The 23319-nt window shown below is 66.9% G+C and carries 21 protein-coding genes; 8 read left to right on the top strand and 13 right to left on the bottom strand.

Going from position 1 to position 23319, the window contains the following annotated elements:
• Positions 1-37: 37 nt before the first annotated feature.
• The 6 genes from LTI14_RS09220 to serS form a co-directional block, all read right to left on the bottom strand.
• Positions 38-2404, bottom strand: a complete 2367-nt coding sequence (locus tag LTI14_RS09220; protein WP_241470864.1) for a glycoside hydrolase family 3 N-terminal domain-containing protein — start codon at positions 2402-2404, stop codon at positions 38-40.
• 120 nt (positions 2405-2524) lie between these two features.
• Positions 2525-3466 (bottom strand): carbohydrate ABC transporter permease, encoded by a 942-nt coding sequence (locus LTI14_RS09225; RefSeq protein ID WP_241465589.1) that lies wholly within the window; start codon positions 3464-3466, stop codon positions 2525-2527.
• Positions 3463-4374 (bottom strand): carbohydrate ABC transporter permease, encoded by a 912-nt coding sequence (locus LTI14_RS09230; RefSeq protein WP_241465590.1) that lies wholly within the window; start codon positions 4372-4374, stop codon positions 3463-3465. The genes LTI14_RS09225 and LTI14_RS09230 overlap by 4 nt, the downstream gene beginning before the upstream one ends.
• 87 nt (positions 4375-4461) lie before the next feature.
• On the bottom strand, positions 4462-5754 hold the full coding sequence (locus LTI14_RS09235; RefSeq protein WP_241470863.1) for an extracellular solute-binding protein: 1293 nt from the start codon (positions 5752-5754) through the stop codon (positions 4462-4464).
• 452 nt (positions 5755-6206) lie between these two features.
• Positions 6207-6710: a Dps family protein gene (locus LTI14_RS09240; protein WP_241465592.1), complete on the bottom strand. Its 504-nt coding sequence runs from the start codon at positions 6708-6710 to the stop codon at positions 6207-6209.
• A 115-nt stretch (positions 6711-6825) separates the two neighbouring features.
• Positions 6826-8115 (bottom strand): serine--tRNA ligase, encoded by a 1290-nt coding sequence (gene serS / locus LTI14_RS09245; protein WP_241476330.1) that lies wholly within the window; start codon positions 8113-8115, stop codon positions 6826-6828.
• Between the two features lie 124 nt (positions 8116-8239).
• Between serS and LTI14_RS09250 the strand changes: the two genes are divergently transcribed.
• The gene (locus LTI14_RS09250; protein ID WP_241476331.1) at positions 8240-9460 is read left to right on the top strand and encodes a diacylglycerol/lipid kinase family protein; all 1221 of its coding nucleotides are present in this window, start codon (positions 8240-8242) and stop codon (positions 9458-9460) included.
• A 199-nt stretch (positions 9461-9659) separates the two neighbouring features.
• Here LTI14_RS09250 and pheA read toward each other — a convergent pair whose 3' ends face one another.
• Positions 9660-10622, bottom strand: coding sequence for a prephenate dehydratase (gene pheA, locus LTI14_RS09255; protein WP_241465595.1), 963 nt, complete (start codon positions 10620-10622; stop codon positions 9660-9662).
• On the bottom strand, positions 10619-10948 hold the full coding sequence (locus LTI14_RS09260; RefSeq protein WP_241465596.1) for a rhodanese-like domain-containing protein: 330 nt from the start codon (positions 10946-10948) through the stop codon (positions 10619-10621). The genes pheA and LTI14_RS09260 overlap by 4 nt, the downstream gene beginning before the upstream one ends.
• Before the next feature lie 87 nt (positions 10949-11035).
• On the opposite strand from LTI14_RS09260, the gene LTI14_RS09265 reads away from it, so the two are divergent.
• On the top strand, positions 11036-12562 hold the full coding sequence (locus LTI14_RS09265; RefSeq protein WP_241476332.1) for an amidase: 1527 nt from the start codon (positions 11036-11038) through the stop codon (positions 12560-12562).
• Positions 12563-12697: 135 nt separating this feature from the next.
• Here the strand turns inward: LTI14_RS09265 and LTI14_RS09270 are convergent, their stop codons facing one another.
• Together LTI14_RS09270 and LTI14_RS09275 are read right to left on the bottom strand one after the other, a co-directional pair.
• Positions 12698-12898 (bottom strand): CsbD family protein, encoded by a 201-nt coding sequence (locus LTI14_RS09270; RefSeq protein WP_241465598.1) that lies wholly within the window; start codon positions 12896-12898, stop codon positions 12698-12700.
• Positions 12899-13016: 118 nt separating this feature from the next.
• Positions 13017-14414, bottom strand: a complete 1398-nt coding sequence (locus LTI14_RS09275; protein ID WP_241476333.1) for a uracil-xanthine permease family protein — start codon at positions 14412-14414, stop codon at positions 13017-13019.
• A 287-nt stretch (positions 14415-14701) separates the two neighbouring features.
• Between LTI14_RS09275 and ectA the strand changes: the two genes are divergently transcribed.
• The 5 genes from ectA (at position 14702) to LTI14_RS09300 (ending at position 18821) form a co-directional block, all read left to right on the top strand.
• On the top strand, positions 14702-15247 hold the full coding sequence (gene ectA / locus LTI14_RS09280) for a diaminobutyrate acetyltransferase (RefSeq protein WP_241465600.1): 546 nt from the start codon (positions 14702-14704) through the stop codon (positions 15245-15247).
• Between the two features lie 119 nt (positions 15248-15366).
• Positions 15367-16653, top strand: a complete 1287-nt coding sequence (gene ectB, locus LTI14_RS09285) for a diaminobutyrate--2-oxoglutarate transaminase (protein WP_241465601.1) — start codon at positions 15367-15369, stop codon at positions 16651-16653.
• Between the two features lie 45 nt (positions 16654-16698).
• The gene (locus LTI14_RS09290) at positions 16699-17097 is read left to right on the top strand and encodes an ectoine synthase (RefSeq protein ID WP_241465602.1); all 399 of its coding nucleotides are present in this window, start codon (positions 16699-16701) and stop codon (positions 17095-17097) included.
• 296 nt (positions 17098-17393) lie between these two features.
• Positions 17394-18542 (top strand): ABC transporter ATP-binding protein, encoded by a 1149-nt coding sequence (locus LTI14_RS09295; protein WP_241465603.1) that lies wholly within the window; start codon positions 17394-17396, stop codon positions 18540-18542.
• Between the two features lie 108 nt (positions 18543-18650).
• Positions 18651-18821, top strand: a complete 171-nt coding sequence (locus LTI14_RS09300) for a hypothetical protein (RefSeq protein WP_241465604.1) — start codon at positions 18651-18653, stop codon at positions 18819-18821.
• Positions 18822-19071: 250 nt separating this feature from the next.
• Here LTI14_RS09300 and LTI14_RS09305 read toward each other — a convergent pair whose 3' ends face one another.
• Positions 19072-19458, bottom strand: coding sequence for a PLD nuclease N-terminal domain-containing protein (locus tag LTI14_RS09305; protein ID WP_241465605.1), 387 nt, complete (start codon positions 19456-19458; stop codon positions 19072-19074).
• A gap of 200 nt (positions 19459-19658) precedes the next feature.
• Here LTI14_RS09305 and LTI14_RS09310 point away from each other — a divergent pair, with 200 nt between their 5' ends.
• Positions 19659-21497 carry an alpha/beta-hydrolase family protein gene (locus LTI14_RS09310; RefSeq protein WP_241476334.1) on the top strand — a complete coding sequence of 613 codons (1839 nt, stop codon included), beginning with the start codon at positions 19659-19661 and terminating at the stop codon, positions 21495-21497.
• A gap of 30 nt (positions 21498-21527) precedes the next feature.
• Here the strand turns inward: LTI14_RS09310 and LTI14_RS09315 are convergent, their stop codons facing one another.
• Positions 21528-22361 (bottom strand): glycerophosphodiester phosphodiesterase, encoded by an 834-nt coding sequence (locus LTI14_RS09315; protein ID WP_241465607.1) that lies wholly within the window; start codon positions 22359-22361, stop codon positions 21528-21530.
• Complete coding sequence (locus LTI14_RS09320; RefSeq protein ID WP_241476335.1) at positions 22362-23318, bottom strand: HAD family hydrolase; 957 nt, start codon at positions 23316-23318, stop codon at positions 22362-22364.
• Position 23319 lies beyond the last annotated feature (1 nt).

Here is a 23319-nt window from a genome sequence, read left to right on the forward strand (position 1 = left end):
CGCTGATGCCTCGGCCGCCGGCCAGCTGAGCGTGGACCTAGCTGACGCGTGTCGGAGTGGTCAGCACGCGCTGGCCGTTGATCTCCCGGATGTCCCCGATCAGCGTGACTTCGGCCTGCAACGGCAGCTCCCCGACCGAAGGACCTGCGTAGAGGTCGATCGCCCCGGGCTCCACGATCCGGCGGTAGTGCACCCCGGTGAAGGAGAACCGGTCGGCGTGGACCTCGAAGGTCACGGTGCGGCTCTGCCCCGGAGCCATCTGCACCTTGGCGTAGCCGAGCAGCTGGCGCACCGGACGAGCCACGGAGGCGACCCGGTCACCGAAGTAGAGCTGGGCCACCTCCTCGGTGGGCCGGTCTCCGGTGTTGGTGAGCGTCATCGAGACCTCCACGGTGCCGTCGACCGGGATCTGTGCGCCTGAGACGAGGAGATCCGAGTACTCCACGGTGGTGTAGCTGAGACCGTGGCCGAAGGGGTAGAGCGGGGTGGGATCGAGGTTGGACACGCCCTGGCTGTTGAGGCCGAGCGGGGCCGCGATGTAGCCCGAGGGCTGTCCACCCGGGTGGACCGGCACGCCGATCGGCAGCCGCCCGGTGGGCTCGATGGCCCCGCTGAGCAGGTCCACGATGGCCGGGCCGCCTTCTTCTCCGGGGAAGAAGCCCTGCACGATCGCCGCGCAGCGCTCCGCCAGGCCGCCCAGGGCGTAGGGGCGGCCGGAGATGACCACCAGCACCACGGGAGTGCCGGTGGCCAGCACGGCTTCGACAAGCTCGTGCTGGGCGCCCGGAAGCTTGAGGTCTGCGACATCGCAGCCTTCGCCTGAGGTGCCGGCGCCGAACATGCCGGCCAGGTCGCCGACGGTCACCACGGCCAGGTCTGCCGCGGCCGCGGATTCAGCGGCCGCGGCGATCTGGGAGTCGTCGTAGCTCACGATCGGGGAGCCATAGCTGTAGGTGACCTCGGCCTGGGGGTAGGTCTCACGCAGAGATTCCAGCACCGAGGGCATCGGCACGCCGATTCCCTTGTGCGGGAAGGTCCCGGCGGGGTACTTGGCCAGCACGTGGTTGGGGAAGGAATAACAGCCCATCATGGTGCGCGGCTCGTCGGCGGAGGGCCCGACGACGGCGATCCGCCTGCCGGCCAGAGAATCGGCGGTGACCGGCAGGACGCCGTCGTTCTTCAACAGCACCAGGGACTTCGCGGCCACGGTGCGAGCCAGGGCCCGGTTGCTGTCTGAGTCCAGGTTCACCGACTCATCGATGCTGGGCTCCCAGTCGGCGTCGTGCGTCCGGCGGTCGAGCAGGCCGAGCTCGGCCTTCTGTCGCAGCACCCGGCGCACCGAGGCGTCCAGGATCGATTCCTCGAGCAGCCCGTCGCGGACCTGCTGAGCCAGCGTGCGGTAGCCGCTGGTGTGCGGCAGCTCCACGTCGAGCCCGGCGGAGATGGCCAGCCGCGCGGCCTCGGCCTGGTCGGCTGCCACGTGGTGCATCTTCTCCAGGAACGCCACCGACCAGTAGTCGGCGACCACGGTGCCTTCGAAGCCCCACTGCTCGCGCAGCACCTCGGTGAGCAGCCAGTGCGAGGCGGCCGGGGCTTCGCCGTCGATGTCGGCGTAGGAGTTCATCACCGAGCCGACCTTGCCCTCGCGCACGGCGAGCTCGAAGGGGTAGAAGATCATGTCGATGAGTTCACGTCTGCCCATGTGCACCGGGGCGTGGTTCCGGGCCGCCCGGGAAGCGGCGTAGCCGGCGAAGTGCTTGAGCGTGGCGATGATCCCGCTCCCCTGCAGACCCTTGACGTAGGCAGTGGCCAGCGTGCCGATCACATAGGGGTCCTCGCCGATGGTCTCCTCCACCCGGCCCCAGCGGGCGTCGCGGACGACGTCGAGCACCGGGGAGAGCCCCTGCTGGACGCCGGTGGCGGCCATGTCCGCGCCGATCGCGGCGGCCATCTCTTCGATGAGCTCCGGGTCGAAGGTCGCACCCCAGGCGAGTGAGGTCGGGTAGATCGTGGCCTGATAGGCGGTGTAACCGGTGAGGCACTCTTCGTGGGCGATCGCGGGGATGCCGAAGCGGTTTGCGGCGACCACTGCGGCCTGCCGCTGCCGCAGATCCGCGGCACCTTCGGGCACCGAGAGCGCGACGGTGCCGTAGGTGCGGGTCAGGTGCCCCTCGCCGTCGAGGATCTCGGACTCGAAGGGCAGCTTGCCCGAGGACATGGCGTCCTCCATCGGCGCGACCTCACCCTGGGCGTCCTTGTCCTCGCGCATCTCCCAGTGCGAGCCGAGCTGGGATACCTTCTCCTCCAGCGTCATCTCTTCCAGCAGCGCCTCGGCGCGCGTCGCCGCCGAGAGGGAGGTGTCGTTCCAGGGGCCGGTGATGCGTTCGGTCGTGGGGTTGCTCATGTGTGAACTCCTAGGGATATCGGCGCAGCGCAGCTGTCGCGGTCAGTCGAGGAACAACAAAGCTGCCGATCGAGAAGGACCGGCAGCTTCGCCGAGGGGATCAATGCGTGGTGCCGAGTGTCACTTGCCGAAGCCGGCGGTCAGACCGGCCACGATGTGGCGGCGGGCGAACATGTAGACCACCAGCAGCGGCAGCGCGGAGAGCACGACGGCGGCCAGGGTGGCCGGCACGTCGATGCCGAACTGGCCGCTGTACTCCCACAGCGAGAGCGGCAGGACCCGCACGTCGCTGCTCTGGGTGAGCACCAGCGGGAACAGGAAGCCGTTCCAGACCTGCAGCGCCTGGTAGATTCCCACGGTCATCAGGGCCGGCTTGGCCATGGGAAGCACCAGCGCGGTGAGGATCTTCCACTCTCCGGCGCCGTCGACCTTCATCGACTCGAAGAGCTCCATCGGGATGTCGCGGACGAAGTTCACGATGATCAGCACGCTCAACGGGATCGCGAAGGCGATCTGCGGCAGGATCAGCGCCCAGAGGGTGTCATAGAGCCCCAGCTGCTGGATCAGGTAGTACACCGGGATGATCGTGGCCTGCACCGGGATCGCGATGCCCAGCAGGATGATTTGAAACAGTCGCTTCCCGCCCAGGGTGGTGGACCGAGCGATGTAGTAGGCCGCCATCACTGAGACGGCGAGCACGACGGCGACCGTCGAAAGCGTCACGATCAGCGAGTTGGTGAAGTAATGGAAGAAGTCGTTCTGGATCACCCGAATGAAGGGGGCGATCGTGGGATTCGTGGTGGGCAGCAGCTGGTTGGACGAGCGCAGATCCTCGCTGGTGCGGAACGAGGTGATGACGATGTAGTAGATCGGCAGGATGATGATGGCCAGCCAGAGCCAGCCGCCGAGGCCGCCGAGGATGTTCGGCTTCTCTCCCGGGGCGCCGGTGCGGCGGACCTTGTTCTGCTTCACGTCGCGGCGCTCGAAGCCGGGCACCTCGGGGGCGAGGGCCATGCCGGCGTCGGGGGTCGCGGATTGGGTGCTTGCGGTGGGAGTCATCATGCGCCTGCCTTGTCGCTCTCCATCTTGGATGAACCGGAGATGATGTTCAGCGCCAAGGAGAGAGTCAGTCCGATGGCTACCAAGATCACCGCGATGACCGAGGCGTAGCCGAGGTTGTATGAGCTGAAGCCGGTCACGTACATGTCCAGCGGCAGGATCCGCACCGCGTTGGCGGGCTGGCCGCCGGTGAGCACGAAGATCAGGTCGAAGTAGGTCAGTGAACCGACCAGCATCAGCGTCGAAGAGGTGATGATCGTGTAGCGCAGCTGCGGGATCGTGATCGAGAAGAACTGCCGCACCCGGCCGGCGCCGTCGATGGTGGCGGCCTCATACATGGACTGGGGAATCTGGCGCACCCCGGCCTGGTAGAGCAGACCATGGAAGGGCACGAAGCACCAGCCGACCACGAAGATCATCACCCACATGACCAGGTCGGAGTTCGCCAACCAGTCATTGGGCAGCCAGTCGAAGGGCAGGGCTGCGGAGAGGCCGTAGTTCGGGGAGAACAGCGACTGAAAGGTCAGGCCCACGGCCACTGAGGAGAACAGCAGCGGCAGGAAGTACAGGACCGCGAGCAGCGCGCGGTAGCGCTGCTGTCCTGCCATGAAGACGCCGAGCAGCAGGGCCACGGGGGCCTGGAAGAGGTAGGAGCCGATGACGAAGGTGATGGTCAGGCCCAGAGCGGTCCAGGTGAAGGGCCGGTCGAAGAGCACCGCCTGCCAGTTGCTCAGACCCACCCAGGTGGGCGAGCCCAGAACGTTCCACTCCATGAAGGAGATCACGACCACCCCGAAGAGCGGTATCAGTGCGAATATTCCGAAGAACAGAACAGCCGGCAGCGCCATCAGGAATGAAGGTCCCTTATGGCCCAACCCGGTCGTCCTGCTTCGAGCAGCGGTTTCAGTCATGAGCTCGATTCAGATTCCTGTTGTCGGTGCAGGGCAATCGGTCCGGGGCGGCTGATGGAGCCGCCCCGAACCGATTGTGGGGGTACATCAGAGCGAGTTCATCGCTTCGACGAACTGCTCGGGGGTCATGTCCCCGCGGAGGATCTGTGACAGGTTGTCCGTCAGCGGCTGGGCCACCTCAGGAGCGACTGCCTGATCCCAGGAGAGCTGGAAGTGATTGGCTTCGCCCACCAGCCCGCTGGAGAACTCGAGGAAGTCCGCGTCATCGGTCTCCGCGATCTGATCCTCGATGTCGGACAGCGGCGGCAGCGAACCGGCTTCCAGCATGGAGGTCACGGTCTCCTCGTTGTAGAGGTTCTCGCTGATGTAGTCGAAGGCGATCTGCTGCTCCTCCTCCGAGGCGTCAGCAGAGACCGACCAGAAGTTGGCGGGGTTGCCCACGATGTTCGAGGGATCACCGGCGCCGTCCTCCAGAGTTGGGAAGGAGGTGAAGCCGAAGTCACCGGACTCCGCGAACTCCGGGAAGTCCTGATGGATCGTGGAATAGACCCAGGAGCCCTGCAGCAGCATCGCGGCCTGTCCATCGGCCAGCAGCTGGGCGTCCTCGTTCTGGTCAGCGGTCACCGAGTTGTAGGTGTCGATGAAGCCGCCGTTCTCACCCAGGTCCTGCATGGTCTCGAGCGCGAAGAGGATGGACTCGTTGTCCCATGCACCCTCTTCACCCTCGACCACGGCCTGGAAGACCTCTTCGCCGCCGTGGCGATCGGTGAGGTACTGCAGCCACATCAGTGCCGGCCAGACGGAGCCGCCGGCCAGCGAGAAGGGAGCGACGTCGTTCTCGTTGAAGGTGTCGATGGCGGCTTCGACGTCTTCCCAGGTCTCAGGGATCTCCACGCCTGCCTCATCGAAGACTGACTGGTTGTAATACATGACCACTGGCTGCACGTCGTTGAGCGGCACCGCATAGGTGCTGTCGTCGACCTGACCGTTCTGCCAGACCGAATCGAAGACCCGGGACTCCAGCTCGCCGGTGTGCTCGCTGAGGTCGACGATGCGCTCTTCCTCGGCGTATTCCAGCAGCGCGCCGCCGGTCCAGGACATGATCAGCGTGGGCGCCTCGCCGGAGCCGACCGCCGTACGGATCTGACCCTTATAGGAGTCGTTCTCGATGGCTTCGGTGTCGATCTGAGCATCTTCGTTCGCTTCGTTCCAGCGGTCGAAGTCCTCCTGGATGGCCGGCCAGCCGCCGCCGGTGAGAATCCATGCGTCAGCATCGGCATCGCCGCCACCACCGCCGTTGTCGTCGCCGCCACAGGCCGAGAGCGCCAGGAGGGATGTCACTCCGAGGCCTGCAGCGGCCACTCGAGTTGTTCTGCGCATCGTTGCGTCCTTTCTCATCAGTGCGAGCCCCAGCTCTGTACCGGTACCTCGCCAAGGTCTCCCCAGCACTCCGGATCGGCCGGACGGGTGACTCAGCAGTACAGCGCCAAAGTCCGAACCAGATCCGGTCCTGAAGCCAGAACGGGCCTGGTTCAGACTGTGATCTGGATTTCGTCTTGCCGTAAGACTAAATAGGCCCTGGGTGTGTGTCAAGACACACCACATGACCGCTGTCACAGTCGCGCAACACGGATGACCACTGTCTTCGGCGACTTCACAGGCCCCTTGCCTCGGCCACCAGGGGTCTGAGCCCGCACGTTAAATTCACGGGTGGCCAGACCCCCTTGAGCTGAAGCGTCCAGGTGTCAGTCGGTGGGCTGACGCAGAAGAGCCCCCGTCGGCACCGGAGAGGTGCTGACGGGGGCTCTTCGAGGGAGCTCAGGCTCAGTCGATCAGGAGGCTGCGCCTGCCTTGTCCAGGTGGGAGCGGATGAACCACTGGAACAGCTCGAGCTCCTTGACCTGTCCGACGAGAAGATCCTCGGTGATCGGGTCGAGCTCGCCGACCTTGTTGAGCACATCGCGGTGATCGCCGATGACGCCGTCGTAGACCTTCTCCAGCTCGGCCAGGTGCGAGGCACCATCGGCCTTGAACAGCGGGTAGTCCTCCCAGCTGCGCTTGGTGACCAGCTCGCCGCTGAGACCCGAGGGGGACCCGCCGAGGGTGGCGATGCGCTCTGCCACCTCATCGGCGAAGCCTCGGACGACCTCGGTCTGCGGGTCGAGCATCTCGTGGATGGCGATGAAGTTCGGGCCCACGACGTTCCAGTGCACGTGCTTGAGCACGAGGTGGAGGTCGTTCAGGGCGTAGAGGCGGTTCTGCAGCAGACCGGCGATCTCGTGACCGTTCTCCTGCGCCAGACCTGGCGCGGTGTAGTCGGAGTACTTCTGAGTCATGTGACACTCCTTGTGCTGTTGAGGCAATTGGCGCTGTTCGGCGCCGACCCTCTTGATACTAATGATTCAGAAAAGCGCTGGCTAGGCAGACGAGCCTATCCTCAGTCGAGTTCGGTCACACCACCGGCTCGATGACCTCCAGGCCGCCGAGGTATGGGCGCAGCGCCGCAGGGACCCGGACGGTGCCGTCGGCCTGCTGGTGGTTCTCCAGGATGGCCACCAGCCACCGCGTGGTGGCCAGGGTCCCGTTCAGCGTGGCCAGCGGCGTCGTCGGCCCCTTGGAGCCGTCTTCCTTGAGCGTGCGCTCGCGGATGTTGAGCCGGCGAGCCTGGAAGGTGGTGCAGTCCGAGGTAGAGGTCAGCTCGCGGTAGGTCTGCTGCGAGGGCACCCACGCCTCGCAGTCGTACTTGCGGGCGGCCGAGAGGCCGAGGTCTCCGGCCGCGATGTCGACCACCCGGTAGGGCAGCTCCATCTTCTGCAGCATCTGTTCCTCCCAGGCCAGCAGCTTGGCGTGCTCGGCGGCGGACTCCTCGGCGGTGCAGAAGGTGAACATCTCCAGCTTGTTGAACTGGTGCACGCGCAGGATCCCGCGGGTGTCGCGGCCGTGGGAGCCGGCTTCGCGGCGGTAGCAGGTGGACCATCCGGCGATCCGTTCCGGCCCCTTCGCGAGGTCGAGGATCTCATCGGAGTGATACCCGGCGATGGCCACCTCGGAGGTGCCCACCAGGTAGAGGTCGTCGCGCTCGAGCCGGTAGATCTCGTCGTCGTGCTCCACATCGAAGCCGGTGCCGGCCATGGTCTCCGGGCGCACCAGGGTGGGGGTGATCATCGGGGTGAAGCCGGCTTCGATCGCCTGGTCCATGCCCATCTGCATCATGGCCAGCTCCAGGCGTGCACCGATGCCCTTGAGGAAGTAGAACCGTGACCCTGAGACCTTGGCTCCGCGCTCCATGTCCAGCGCGGCGAAGGACTCGGCGAGTTCGAGGTGATCCTTGGGCGTGAAGCCCTCAGCGGCGAAGTCGCGGGCGGCACCCTCTTCGCGCAGCACGATGAAGTCCTCCTCGCCGCCGGCGGGGACCCCTTCGTGGATGAGGTTGGGGAAGGCGGCCTGGAGGCGGCGCAGCTGCTCCGCGGCGCCCTGGGATTCTGCCTCGGCGGCCTTCACCTGGTTCGAGAGGTCCTTGACCTCGGCGAGGAGCTGCTGCTTCTCCTCCCCGGCGGCCTGTGCGACCTGCTTGCCGAAGGACTTCTGCTCCGCGCGCAGCGTCTCGAAGCGCGTGATGGCGGCGCTGCGTGTCTGCTGCGCGGCGATGAGCGAGTCCACTGCGGACTCGTCCGCCTGACGTGCGCGCTGGCTGGCCCGGTACTTCTCGGGATTCTCGATGAGGTCCTTGATGTCGATCACGCCCCCAGCTTATCGCCACCGGCGCCCCTGGGGAGCTCATCGATCAGCGGCCCCCCGCCAAGGGTGAAGATGACTCCGGACAGCACCGGTTCCCCCTGGAACCGGCCGCAGTAGACTGAAGATGATGACTACCGCCACGCTCAGCGCCCTCCTCTGGTCCACGCTCGCTCTTGCTGCGATCCTGCTCGTCGCCGTGGTCTGGCTGGGCATCGCCCACCACCGGCTGCGCCGGAGCACGGCCGAACTCACCCAGGAGCTCGAAAGCAAGCCTGCGGTTCACCCCTCGGTGACTGCCGATGGCCCCGGGCGACTGGTGGCGGTGGTCGTGAACCCCACCAAGGACCCCGCCGACGACGTCGTGCGCCAGATCCACTCCGCCTGTTCCCGGGCGGGAATGCCAGCACCCCTGGTGATGGCATCCAGCGCGGAGGACCCCGGCCATGAGATGACCCGGCGGGCACTGGAGGCCGGCGCCGTCACCGTCATCGCGGCCGGAGGGGATGGCACCGTGCGCGCTGTGGCCGCCGAGATCGTCGGCACCCAGACGGCGCTGGGCATCGTGCCGCTGGGCACCGGAAATCTCTTCGCCCGCAATATCGGGCTGCCGTTCCAGGACCTCCGGGCCTGCGTGGATGAGGCCATACACGGCCGCAGCCACCGTGTGGACACCCTTGATCTGAGCCTTGAACGACCGGACGGGCGCACCGACGAGGAGAACTCGCTGGTCATCGCCGGTGGCGGTCTCGACGCTGAGGTCATGGGAGACACTCGGGACGCCCTGAAGCAGCGCGCCGGCTGGCTCGCCTACGGCGAGGCCGGGCTGCGCCACATCATGGGCTCCCGCTCCGCCATCTCTGTCTCCATCGACGACGGCGACGCACAGGCATACCGGGTGCGCTCGGTCCTGCTCGCCAACTGCGGCTCGCTGCAGGCCAACATGCTGCTGGTGCCCTCGGCGAAGTTCGACGACGGACACATGGATGCGGTGCTCTTCACCCCCCGCCACGCGTGGGACTGGGCGAGGATCATGGCCAAGACCGTGACCCGCTTCGCCGCCGACATCCCCGTGATGACCGTGCGCCAGGCCAAGCGCGTGAAGATCACGATGGCCGAGCCGATGCCGTTCCAGATCGACGGCGACGCCATGGGCGAGGTCATCAGCGTCTCAGCACGGGTCCGCCCGCGTGCCTTGGTGGTCAACGGCGTCTCCGTCCGGGGCATCCAAGACATCGAGGCCGCGCACGAAGACTCCGAGGCGGACCAGGCCAGCGATCATGCTGAGCAGCCGAGGCTCACCGAGGGTCGGATCACCAAGGAGCCCCAGGGGCCTGATCAGACCGGCTGATCCCCGAGCGCGGGGCCCGCGCCGGGTTCTCTTACGCGTGGTGCAAGCGAGCTGATCCCATTCACCCGGCTCCCACCCTCGGCTTCGCCGAGCGCGGGGCCCGCCCCGGGTTCTCTTACGCGTGTCTGAAGCGAGCTGATCCCGTTCACCCGGCTCCCACCCTCGGCTTCGCCGAGCGCGGGGCCCGCGCCGGGTTCTCTTACGCGTGTCTCAGCGAGCTGATCCACGCGGAGGCGGCGGTGAAGGCTTCGTCGGAGACTTCTGCCGTGGTCTGCTGGGGCTTGCGATCGGCTCGGGGGTAGGAGCCCAGGAACCGGATCCCCGGGGCGATCCGGTGGATCCCGGCGAGCGCATCTGCCACGCGCGCCTCGTCGATATGACCCTCGAGGTCGATGGAGAAGTAATACTGCCCAAGACCATCGCCGGTGGGTCGGGACTCGATGCGGCAGAGGTTGACCCCGCGGGTCGCGAAGTGCTCGAGCAGCTCCATCAGGGCTCCTGCCCGGTCCTGCGGCAGCGGAATCATGATCGTCGTCTTGTCCGCCCCTGTCATCGGCGGGGTGACCCCGGGCCGGGAGACCAGCACGAACCTGGTCACCGCACCGGTCACGTCTTCGATGCCGCGCTGCAGCACGTTCAGGCCGAGCTGCTCGGCCACCAGCGGGGAACAGACCGCCGCGTCGGCCAGGGGTGCGTCTGCCTGCAGCCCACGGGCCGCCGCTGCGGTGGAGGAGGCTGGGACGAACTCCGCACCCGGGATTGCGGACTCGGCCCAGCGGCGCACCTGGGCCCACCCATGGGTGTGGGTGGCCACGGTGCGGATCTGCTCCAGGGGCAGCGGGGCCGCGGAGGCCAGCACGAAGCTGATCTTCACCAGCTCCTCGCGCAGGATGTGCAGCTGATGCCTCACCGAGATGGCATCCAGGGTCGCAGTGACCCCACCCTCCACTGAATTCTCGATCGGGACCATGGCGGCGTCGACCTCGCCGGATTCAACCATGTTCAGCGCGGTCAGCACCGAGCCGGCCGGCACTCGCGCGGCGTGGTCCGAGCCGGGCACCTGCAGCAGCGCGGCCTCGGTGAAGGTGCCGGCGGGCCCGAGGAAGGAGTACCTCGGAGCACTGGCCTGAGACTGCGCAGAGGGGTTCGTAGAGGTATTCATCGGACCTTGGGTGCTTCCCCGGTGGAGGACCTCATCGGACGCCCGGCCTCGAGCCAGCCGCCCATGCCATCGGCGACGAAGACTGCGGAGTAGCCCTGAGAGGTCAGCCAGGCGGTGATCCGCACCGAGCGACCACCGGTGCGGCAGATGACGTAGTAGTCCTCGTCCGGATCGAGCTCAGCCTCGAACCGTCCGGGGATCTCGTCGACTGGAATGTGCAGAGCCCCCGGGGCGTGCCCCTCGGCGAACTCGTAGCCCTCCCGCACATCCAGCAGGGCGGCGTCGGCGGGGACGTCTGCGGCGCGGACGGTCTCGAAATCTGCCATCTGCGGCCTCCTTCAGAGCGGAACAAACAGGTCTGGTGCGCTGTCAAGACTATCGCCTGCCCAGTTCAGTCCGCATAGAGTGAGCCCATGGTGCATCCCGCTGATCCTGCCCCACTCGCCCTGGCACCCTCCACAAGCCAATCGTCTCCGCTGGTCGACTTTCGCGCCGCCAGCGCCGTGCAGTGGCGCCACGACTTCGTCGCCGGTGAGATCTCTGCGGTGGAGCTGACCACCACCGCGGTCACCGCCGCCACAGCCCATGCCGAGCTCGGCGCCTTCATCCACCTCGACCCCGAGTCGGCTCTGCTGCGAGCGGCTGAGATCGACCAGGTCCGCCGCGCCGTGCTCGATTCCCGCACCGGTGCCGCACGAAGCGCCGCCATGCAGGAACTCGCAGCGCGCGCGCCGCTGCTGGGATTGCCCACCGCCTTCAAAGATCTGGTCGACGTGGCGGGAATGCCCACCACCCGCGGCACGGCCGCACTTGCCGCCAGCATCCCGGCCCACGACGACCCGCTCGCACGCCGCGTCCACATGTCGGGGATGATCAGCATCGGCAAGACGCAGGTCCCCGAGTTCGGGCTGCCCTGCTACTCGGAGAACGAGCTCGCACCAGCGGCCCGGAATCCCCTGGCGCCGGAGCGCACCGCGGGAGGATCCACCGGAGGTGGAGCCGCCGCCGTGGCGGCAGGCATGCTTCCGCTGGCGCCCGGCAGCGACGGCGGCGGCTCGGTGCGCATCCCGGCGGCGGCCTGCGGTCTGATCGGGCTGAAGCCAGGGCGTGGACGGCTCCCCGATGACGAAAGGCGCAGCAGTGTGCGCAACCTGGCGGTGGCTGGACCGATCGCCCGCACCGCGGAGGACGCCGCCCTGCTCTTCGACGTGATGGCCGGTCACCGTTTTCGCCCAGGTCCTGCCCCCGAGGACCTTCCGGCAGGGCCCGCGCTGCGCCGGGTGCGGCAGGCGCTGCACCAGGGAATGGACCAGCTGAGCATCGGGGTGATCACGGAATCGCCATTCTCCCCGGAGCTGGACATCGTCCTGGCCGAATCGGCAGTCCTGGCCCTGGAACAGGGGCTCTCGCTGCTGGAACAGCGCGGTCACATCCTGCAGGGCAGCAGCCACTGCACCGGTGCGGAGGCGTTCTGGCCCCCCGATTACCACCGGCATTTCCAGGCGCTGTGGACCACCCCGCTCGGCGAACTGGATCCGCCCGCCGAGCAGCTCGCCGCCATGGCCCCGCTGACCCGTTATTTCATCGAACTCGCGAAGAGCCGCCCCGAACAGCAGACCCGCGAGTCGATCGCCGCGCTGGAGGACTTCGCGGACGACCCCGAGGCCTTCATGGGCCCCTGGGATGTCCTGGCCACACCGATGCTGGCCTACGCCCCGCCGGAGATCGGGTGGTTCGCGAGCCTGACCCCCGAGGAGAACTACCGGGAACAGTGCCGCTTCACTCCCTACAGCTCGGTGGTCAACGTGATGGGCCTGCCGGCGATCAATGTCCCGACCCATACCGACGCCGAGGGTCTGAGCTGGTCGATCCAGCTGATCGGACGCACCGGGTCAGAGGAGCAGCTGCTCGCTCTGGCCGCCACCATGACGCAGGCCTGAGCGGCCAGGAGCTGCGCCCAGGGTCTGCCGGAGAACGGCAGAACACACAACAACGCCGGGTCCGATTTCTCGAACCCGGCGCCGGGAATCTCTCACCTGCGCTCCGCGGTGAGCGGAGCCTCAGAGAGGTCAGATTCAGTTGTCCTTCTTCAGACCTTCAGCAAAGCCCTTGACGCTGTCCTTCGCGTCCTGAGCGACGTCTTTCGCCTTCGCCTGGTTCTTCTGGCCCTTGCCCTCCGCCTCGGCCTCCCGATCGCCGGTCAGTTTGCCGAAGCCTTCTTTGGCGGAGCCGGTGGCTTTTTCGGTCTTGTTGCTGGCCTTGTCATCGAGTCCCATAGGTGATTCCTTTCGTCGGCGGACAATTCTCTTGTCACGCTACCGACCACACTGGGCACTGTCACCCTGATTAGGCATTTTCCAGGGAACTCCCAGTGAACCGATGCCGCACCGCAACCTATGGCTTGCGGCGATCCGGCTCAGCCGCAGGCACGTGATCCGCTTCCTGGGCGGCCAGGTCATCGGCATTGAAAGGGGTGGCCAGGGCGTCGTCGTCGTCCGTGGCGAAGCCGACGTCAGTGCCGCGCCAGCGGGCGATCGCGCTCATCACGTGGTGGATCGCCAGGGCCGCGAAGCTGCCCAGGGCGATGCCCTCGAAGACGATCTCGCCGAAGACCATGGTGAAGTTCGCGATCGCGATGATCAGCGGCACGCCTGCGACGGCGAGGTTGATCGGGTTGGCGAAGTCAACACGATTCTGCACCCAGATGCGCACCCCGAGCACCCCGATCATGCCGTAGAGAACGGTGCCGGCACCGCCGAGCACACCGACCGGCACAGTGGCGATGAGGGCGCCGAACTTCGGCAGCAGGGCCAGCGCGATCGCGAAGAGACCGGCCACCCAGTAGGCGGCGGTGGAGTAGACCCGCGAGGAGGCCATCACGCCGATGTTCTCGGCGTAGGTCGTGGTGCCGGAGCCGCCGCCGGAGCCGGCCAGCATGGTCGCAGCACCGTCGGCCATCAGCGCGCGCCCGGTGACCGGATCGAGGTCCCGCTTGGTCATCAGGGCCACCGACTTCACGTGCCCGACGTTCTCGGCCACCAGCACCAGCACCACCGGGATGAACAGGCCCAGCACGCCGATGTGGAAGGTCGGGGTGGTGAACTCGGGCAGTCCGACCCAGCCGGCGGAGCCGATGCCGGAGAAGTCCACCTCACCGCGCAGCACGGCCACGACGTAGCCGACGACCACGCCGACCAGGATGGAGAGCCGCCCGAGAAGACCGCGGAAGAGCACTCCGGCCAGCAGCATGGACACGATCGTGATCGTGGCGGTGACCGGGGCCTCGTTGACGTTGTTCCAGGCAGCCGGGGCGAGATTCAGCCCGATCAGCGCCACGATCGCGCCGGTGACCACCGGGGGCATCACTCGCTGGATCCAGTGGCTGCCGGCGAAGTGGACGATGAGGCCGACCACCACCAGTCCGAGCCCGGCCAGGAAGATCCCGCCGAGCGCACCCGACATCCCATACTGCGCGGTGGCGGCGCCGACCGGAGCGAGGAAGGCGAAGGAGGAGCCGAGGTAGCTGGGGATGCGACCGGCCGTGATGATCAGGAACAGCACGGTACCGACCCCGGAGAAGAACAGCGTGGTCGACGGCGGGAAGCCGGTGATCAGCGGCACCAGGAAGGTGGCTCCGAACATCGCCACCACATGCTGCATACCCACGCCGGTGGTCTGCAGCCAGCCCAGCCGCTCGTCAGGGGTCACCACCGCGCCGGGTCGAACCGTCTTGCCGTCACCGTGGAGCGTCCATCCGAAACCTGGGAGGCGGCTCTTCTTCTGCGTAGTCATCACAGCAACCTTAGCTTCACCTGAGCACCGTCACACCAGGCGCTGAGCATGGGACCCATCACGTCCTCAACTTTAGGCAATCTGAAAATTAATCACATAATGATTACATTCGTCATATTTCGTTGTGAAGAAGTGGCAGATCTCCTCCTTCCCTTGCCATACATGGCATCCAACGCTACGGATAACTCTGGGACTAAACTTTTCTGGGCACTCTGAACCGCGATTTCACCCGGTATTCGCGGAGTTCTCGGTTGAATCTCAATGTTGGCTCACTACTGTGGAGATCGATGGCTAATACCGCAGACACCCCTGCCCAGAACTCCGCCGATGCCTCCACGGGCTCGGAACGAGTTGAGATCCGCACGCCCTCCGTGGCCGACGGCACCTCCCTGTGGAGGCTCGCTGCCGGAACCGGCGTACTGGATGTGAACACCCCCTACGCCTACATCCTGTGGGCGCGGGACTTCGCCGAGACCTCGGTGATCGCCGAGGTCGATGGAGAGCCCGCGGGATTCATCTCCGGATACAGCCGCCCCAGCGACCCAGAGACCCTGTTCATCTGGCAGGTCGCCGTCGACTCCCGCTTCCGCGGACGCCGACTGGCCTCCCGGATGCTCGGCACCCTCGTAGACTCGGTCGCCCCGCACCGGCTGGAGACGACCATCACCTCCGACAACGCGGCCTCGATCGCGCTGTTCACCGGTCTTGCACGAGACAAGAACGCCGAGATCACCACCACGGCATTGTTCTCCGAAGCAGTCTTCCCCTCAGCCGACGAGTCTGGAGAAGTACATGCCGCCGAGGACCTCTACACCGTGGCCCCACTGAGCTGACCGGTCACGCACACACCGATGAGTGCACCCGCTTCGCTGCGCAGCCCAAGCCGGCCACGCCGTCGCGCTGAGTGAATATCCACCCCGACTTCCCCGGAACGTAAGGACAGATGAGCACCATGCCTACAGATATCTTTGACACACGCGAATCCCAGGTCCGCAGCTACTGCATGAACTGGCCCGCCACCTTCGCCAAGGCCTCCGGCCCCTACCAGTGGACCGAGGACGGCACCCGCTACCTGGACTTCTTCTCCGGAGCCGGCGCCCTGAACTACGGGCACAACCACCCCGAGCTGCGCGATCTGATCGTGGACTACGTCGCCAACGACGGCGTCACCCACTCCATGGACATGAAGACCCCGGCCAAGCGCCGCTTCCTGGAGACCTTCGAACGGATCATCCTGGAACCGCGCAACATGGACTACAAGGTCATGTTCCCCGGCCCCACCGGCACCAACACGGTCGAGGCTGCGCTGAAGCTCGCCCGCAAGGTCACCGGCCGCCAGCACATCCTCTCCTTCACCAACGCCTTCCATGGAATGACCCTGGGTGCGCTCTCGGTGACCGGCAACTCGATGAAGCGCCGCGGTGCCGGCATCCCGCTGACGAACTCCTCGAAGATCCCCTATGACGACTACTTCGACGGCGACATGCCTGACTTCCTGTGGCTGGAGAAGATCCTCGAGGATTCCGGCTCCGGCGTGGACAAGCCCGCCGCGGTGATCGTTGAGACCGTCCAGGGCGAGGGCGGCCTAAACGCCGCCCGGATCGACTGGCTCAAGTCACTGGCCGATCTGCTGCGCCGGCACAAGATCCTGCTCATCGTCGATGACGTGCAGGCAGGCTGTGGACGCACCGGCCGCTTCTTCTCCTTCGAGGAAGCCGGCCTCTACCCGGACATCGTCTGCGTCTCCAAGTCGATCTCGGGCTACGGCCTGGCCATGGCGCTGACCCTGTTCAAGCCCGAGCTTGATGTCTGGGAGGGCGGCGAGCACAACGGCACCTTCCGCGGCAACAACCTCGCCTTCGTCACCGCCGCACGGGCACTCGAGCTCTTCTGGGCCGATGACACCTTCCAGAACCAGCTCGCGGAGCGCATCACCGAGCTCAACGAGGGACTCAAGCGGATCGCAGAACACGTTCCCGGCTCCTCGATCCGCGGCCGCGGATTCCTCACCGGCATCCACTTCCCGAACCCCGACACGGCCGGCAAGGTCGCTGCCGAGGCGTATAAGCGTAATCTGCTGGTGGAGACCTCCGGACCGCAGGACGAGGTCATCAAGCTGATGCCCGCGTTGAACATCGAGTCCGAAGATCTGCAGAAGGGCCTGGGCATCATCGAGGAGTCACTCCTCGCGGCCACCGGGAACCTCGGAGAGCCCTCCCGCCTGCGAGCACCCCGGTAGAACCCTTCGTCCCCGCAATAGAGCAGCCACTGATCGGAGATCTGCGTGTACACCTTGAACATCAACGCCCTCAACGGCACCGACCGTGACATCCAGCAGGAGAACTGGCGTTCCCGGCGCATGGTGCTGGCCAAGGAGAAGGTCGGCTTCTCGCTGCATGAGACCACCCTCTACGCCGGCACCACCAATGAGTTCTGGTATGCCAACCACGTGGAAGCCGTGTACTGCGTGGGCGGCAAGGGCACGTTGACCGATCTGGAGACCGGAGAGAAGTACACCATCACCGATGGCTTCCTCTACATGCTCGACGGCCAGGAGAAGCACCGCGTGGAGGTGGAGGAGGAGATCCGCGTGGTCTGCGTCTTCAACCCCCCGGTCACCGGCCGCGAGGTCCACGACGAGAACGGCGTCTACCCGCTGATCCTCGAGGACGACAACGCCTGATCTGCGCGACAGCTGACCTTCTGCTCAGCTCAGCCACAGCGCGCGACGGCGCCTGCTCACCTCCACCACGGATCACACCGTGCGCGAGGCGGGCGGGCGCCGTCGTCGTGTCTGGGGGTCGATATGCGGGGTCCGGCGGAGGTCCGCACTGCGAAGAGGCGGTCTTGGACTTCTGGCTGCCGCTGTGATGTGATGCACAGGAGATGTGGCCCATCACACGTGAGCCGCGTGTCACCACAATCACCTTCACAACGGATCGTCGGGCACGTACCTGCCCGTGAAAGGGACATATCACCATGGCTTCTGTGACCTATGCCTCCGCCAGCCGGATCTACACCCCCGGCGCGCGACCGGCCATCAATCAGCTTCAGCTCGAGATCGCCGACGGCGAGTTCCTGGTCCTGGTAGGACCCTCCGGCTGCGGCAAGTCCACTGCACTGCGAATGCTCGCCGGCCTCGAAGAGGTCAACGAGGGAGCCATCATGATCGGCGGCGAGGACGTCTCCCACGTCTCCCCGAAGGACCGCGACATCGCGATGGTCTTCCAGAACTACGCCCTCTACCCGCACATGTCCGTGGCCGAGAACATGGGCTTCGCGCTGAAGATCGCCGGCGTCTCCAAGGAGGAGCGGGCCGAGCGGGTCAAGAAGGCCGCCGAGATCCTGGACCTGGTCCCCTACCTGGAGCGCAAGCCCAAGGCGCTCTCGGGCGGTCAGCGTCAGCGTGTGGCCATGGGCCGCGCGATCGTGCGCTCTCCCAAGGTCTTCCTGATGGATGAGCCGCTCTCGAACCTGGACGCCAAGCTGCGTGTCCAGACCCGCACCCAGATCGCCGCGCTGACCCGCGAGCTGCAGACCACCACCGTCTACGTCACCCACGACCAGGTCGAGGCCATGACCATGGGCGACCGCGTCTGCGTGCTCAAGGACGGCGTGCTCCAGCAGGTCGACTCCCCGCGCAACCTCTACGACAACCCATCCAATGTCTTCGTCGCCGGCTTCATCGGGTCCCCCGCGATGAACCTGTTCCAGGTCAAGGTCCAGGGACAGGGCATCGTCGTGGGCCAGGACGTCATCCCGATCCCCGACGGCCACCTGGACAAGGCCCACGGCGACCAGGTCATCCTGGGCGTTCGGCCCGAGGACATGGAGCTCACCTCCGACGGGAGCGGTCTGCCGATGACCGTGGACCTGGTCGAGGAGCTCGGCGCCGACGCCTACATCTTCGGCACCCCCGACGGCATCAACACCTTCCAGCCCTTCATCGTCCGGGTCGACGGCCGCCGTCCTCCCATGCGCGGAGAGCGGGTCACGATCAAGCCGAACCCGAACCATGTACACCTGTTCGACATCGAGAACGGGCTGCGCCTCAACGGCTATGTCCCGGAGCACACCCCCCACGCCTCGCTCTCCGACGTGGAAGCACTGGCCGACGCCGAAGACTGACAGCCGCAGATATCACCCCAGGTCAAGACGGCTTACGTGTTGCCCTGACCCGGGCAGAGACCCCAGTACCCAGCAACTGCACAGGTAAAACCCCGTAAAGTGGGGGTCATGGCCAATAGAGCACTGTCTATTGTCATTTCCATTGTGCTGGTGCTGGTGTTCCTACGGATCGCCCTCTGGCTGTTTGGCGTCGTTCTGAACCTGTTCTTCAACATCGTTCTCGCGATCCTGGTGGTGGTGGGGATTCTCTTCATCATCAGGGCAGTGACCCGACGTTAGCGCAAGACAGTTCACGACCGACACAGACGAATCATCATCGAAAGGCAAGACACAACATGGGACGTATTCTTCCAATCAGCCTCACCGCCATCCTGCTCATCGTGATCATCGTCATCCTGGTGACGTGATCCGCTGAACCGAGCAACACCTGAGAGGGCGGGATCCGAGTATTCGGATCCCGCCCTCTTGCTGTGCACGGAGGACCTCGATCCCGATCGCGCCGAAGGCGCGCCTACCCCCGGCCTGGGAGTCAGTCAGCAGCGGCGTCGGCGTCGTCGCCCCGTCTCGATCCGCGCCGGTCTTCGTCCCGGCGGGCCTCTTCTCGGCGGGCCTCTTCTCGGCGCTGCGCCACCTCTTCGGGGGCATACTTCTCCACCATGCCCTTCTCCGGGCGGCCATGCTCACGGTGGTACCGCACGGTCTCCCAGATCAGGTAGAACGCAGGGCCGATGATCGGGATCATGAAGATCACCACACCCCAGATCGCGGCGCGCCTGCCGGGCTTGCCCGTGTCCTGGACCAGCACCATCAGCGCCGCCACCAGCAGCCCCACCGCGGTGACCGCGATGGCCCAGGCCCAGACGGGGTTGCTCTCGGTGAGCAGGCGTGCGGCGAGGACAGCGTTGGAGGGATTCACGTCCCCAGTCTAGAAGCCGCACCTGAGCGGGTCCTCATGCTGCGGGACCAGATCAGCGCTGATGTTCCACCGGGCTTCATCCCTGAGCCCTCCCGCAACCGACCCCCGCGCGCTTAGACTGCGCTCACAGAGTGACCTGGAAAGCCTGCAGAGCCCCTCCCTGGCCACCGAGTGGTGTCGTCAGCGCGGAGGTGATCGGCATGATGAGCCTCGCTGCACGTTGCGCCGGCTTCCTGCGGGCGCATCTGATCAACCTGGTCTGCGCCCTGGCGCTAGCGTCCCTCGCGCTGACCCCTTCACTGGTGCCCCGTCCGACGGTGTTCCAGGGAGTCATGGCGGGACTGTGGTTCATGGTCGGCTTCCAGCTCGGCTTCGCGGTGCGCCGTGGGGGGCGGGCTCTCGCACGGCGTTTCGGGAAGCAGCGTTTCGACGACCAGCGGGTCGGTGACCAGCGGGTCGGTGACCAGCTTCCCGGCAGCCAGCCGACCAGGCGTGGGGTCGCATCGTCGCACGCTCGTCGAGCTCCCAGACCTGGAGGCGCGCCTCCCTCTGCCGGCATGCAGCAGCGGTCACCGCGTCGCACCGTGCGCCTCACCGGTGCCCTCGTCGTGGCGCTGCTGGCCTATGTGGTCGGCTATGGGGCGCTCGTGGTGTCCTGGCAGAACGAGGTCCGCGAACTCGTGGAGATGGAACCGGTCGACGGGGCCGGTCACGTCGCCTTCGTGGCGAGCATGGTCGCCACGATGGGTCTGCTCCTCGGGATCGCCAGGGGGATCACCGCACTGCGGAGCGCGGTGGGACGGTGGGTGGTCCGCCGGAGCGGTTCCGAGCGACGGGGCCGCTGGGCGTCACGGGCCACGGGGGTGACTGCAGTGCTCGCCCTGATCCTCGGGCTGGTCGGCGGCGGGCTCGGCGTCGTCGGCCAGGTCTATCACGACCGGGACGCGGGCACGCTCGAGGGCAGCTCTCCCCCGGTTCTTCCTGGCCGCTCCGGTGGGCCCGGCTCGGCCGCAGAGTGGGACGGGCTGGGCCGACAGGGCCGAGCCTTCGCCGGCGGCGGCCCGAGCGCGGCGCAGATCGCGCAGGTCACCGGCGCTGAGGCAGAAGAGCCGGTGCGGGCCTACGCCGGGCTCTCGCAGGGGGAAGACCCGGCGGCCCGCGCGGCCCTGGTGGTGGAGGAGCTCGAACGCCACGGCGGGTTCGACCGTGAAGTGCTGCTCGTCGCTACGCCGACCGGCTCCGGCTGGCTCGAGCCGCAGGCCATAGCGTCCCTGGAACACCTCTATGCCGGAGACACCGCCACCGCCTCGATGCAGTATTCGGTGCAGCCCAGCTGGGTCCCCTTCCTGTTCGACCCGGATCTCCCGAAAGATTCGAGCCGGGTGCTCTTCGACGCGGTCCATGCTCGGTGGCAGGAGCTGCCAGAGGCGGACCGGCCCCGGCTGGTGGTCTACGGGCTGAGCCTGGGCGCGCTGGGAATGTCCGGCAGCTTCTTGAGCCTGGAGGATCTGTTGGCGCGCACCGACGCCGCCCTGTTCACCGGACCGCCGGCGACCTCCGAGCCGTGGCGCACCCTGCAGGCGAACCGGGATCCGGGCAGTCCCATCTGGCGGCCGGTCTACCGGGACGGTGAGCAGGTGCGCTGGCAGTCCAAGCCCGGCGACTTCGCCGCACTCGGGGGATCCTGGCGGCAGCCTCGCCTGGGCTACCTCCAGCACGCCACGGATCCGATCACCTGGCTCGACCCTGCCGTGATAGTCCGGTCCCCCGAGTGGCTGCAGGGACCTGCGGCCTCGGGCGGACGGGGTGCTGATGTCAGCGACTCGATGCGCTGGATCCCCGGAGTCACGTTCCTGCACCTGGTGGCAGACATGCTGGTCAGCGAGGCGGTCCCGCCGAGCCACGGCCACAACTTCGGAGACGTCGCGGTGGACGGCTGGGCGCAGGTGCTGCCCGGTCATGGACGCAGCCAGGAGCAGCTGGACGCGATCCAGTCCGTCATCGAGCAGATCGACACCCACGACCCGACCTGGGAGTGAACTGTGGGGTGACGTCTTCTTCGGACCAGGTCAGCGCTGCGGCCAGACGGAGCGTTCGCGCATGACCTCGGCGAGCGCCTCGGCGTCGTCGGTCATCAGACCGTCCACGCCCATGTCCAGGAGCTCATGCATCTGCGCGGGGTCATCGACGACCCAGACGTGGACCTGCAGGCCCGCCTGGTGGCAGCGCTGCACGAAGCGCGGGGTCACCACGCGCAGCCGGCCCTGGGAGACCGGGACCTGCACGCAGTCGATCTCGGCGATGCGCCCGCCCAGCCGGCCCATCAGTCCGAGCGGTCCCATGAGCACGATCAGCGCGGTGGCGGCCCAGCCGCCTGAGGCGGCGACCGGCCGGGTCAGCCGACGTCGAACACTGTGCCGGCGGGCGTCGTTGAAGCTCGCGGAGAGCACCCGGTCGTGGGCCTGGTGTAAGTCCACCAGCCGGGCGAACTCGGTCACCGCGGCGGAGTCCTTGAGGTCGACGTTGAGGTGGACGTCATCCCAGGCGTCCAGCAGCTCCTCGAAGCGCACCAGTGGTTCGGTGAAGTCCTCGCCGGCGCCCACCCGCAGCTCGGCGAGTTCAGCCCAGGTCTTCTCGCCCAGCGGGCCGCTGCCGGTGGTGACGCGGTCCAGCTCCTCGTCGTGGAAGACCACCAGGGTGCCGTCGGCGGCGGTGCGCACGTCGATCTCCAGGTATCGGTACCCCAGCTCCACCGCATGGCGGAAGGCGCCCATGGTGTTCTCACGGCGCGGATCAGCGCCGCGGTGGGCGAAGGCCAGCGGCCGGTGGTGCAGCGGCCCGGGCCGGGAGTTCAGCAGGTACGCCACGTCCCGATAGGCGTGCCTGCGGTAGGGCTTGGGCATCTAGAGCTCTCCGGCGAGCAGCTTCTCGATCACCTGCGCGACGCCGTCCTCGTCACAGGATGCTGCGGTGTGGTTCGCGGCGGAGCGGGCCTCCGGGTGGGCCGAGCCGACGGCCCAGGAGGTGCCGGCCCAGCGGAGCATCTCGATGTCATTGGGCATGTCCCCGAAGGCGACGACGCGTTCCCGGTCGATCTGATGGGAGGCAGCGTAGCGGGCGAGGCCGGCGGCCTTGTTCACGCCGCGGGCGGAGAGCTCCAGCAGGCTGACCCCAGGGGCTGAGTGGGTGACGGTGAGCAGGTTCCCGACCTTCTCCTGGACCCGGCCGAGGAACTCATCCGGGGCCATGGTGTTGGTCTTGCATAGCAGCTTGACCACCCGATCGGTCACGTGGGCGCTGGTGACGTCGCTTCCCGGGGTCCGGGCCGCGTGGGTGAGCCCATCGCGCTCCAGGGTCTCGTCCAGCGGCCCGAGCCGCAGGTCTTCCTCGGTGACGCCGGCGGCGCGGCGGCGGTCCTCTTCGAAGAACAGCGAACCGGCGATGAAGGGCTCCTCCATGTGCACGTGCTGGAGGGTCTCCGCGGCGAAGGAGGCCCGCGGATCGATCTGGCTGATCATATCCTTTACGCTGAACAGCGCCTCGGCGTTCAGGACGGCCTCGTGGATGAGCCGGTCGCCGGCGAGGTCGTAGATGACTGCGCCGTTGGAGGCGATCACGGTGCCCAGTGCGCCGAGGGTCTCGCTGATGTGTTTGAGCCAGCGCACCGGGCGTCCGGTGACGAGCACGACCCGGACACCTGCCGACTGGGCGGCTTGGAACGCCTCGACCGTGCGCGCGGAGACCGTGCCGGACTGGGTGTGGGTGTAGCTGAGGATGGTCCCGTCGATGTCGCTGGCGATCAGGTGCACCGGCCCACCGGTGAGCGTCGGAACGGAGGCGGGGAAGGAGAGCTCGGTCATC

Source organism: Nesterenkonia sp. YGD6, assembly GCF_022565895.1.
Lineage (GTDB): Bacteria > Actinomycetota > Actinomycetes > Actinomycetales > Micrococcaceae > Nesterenkonia.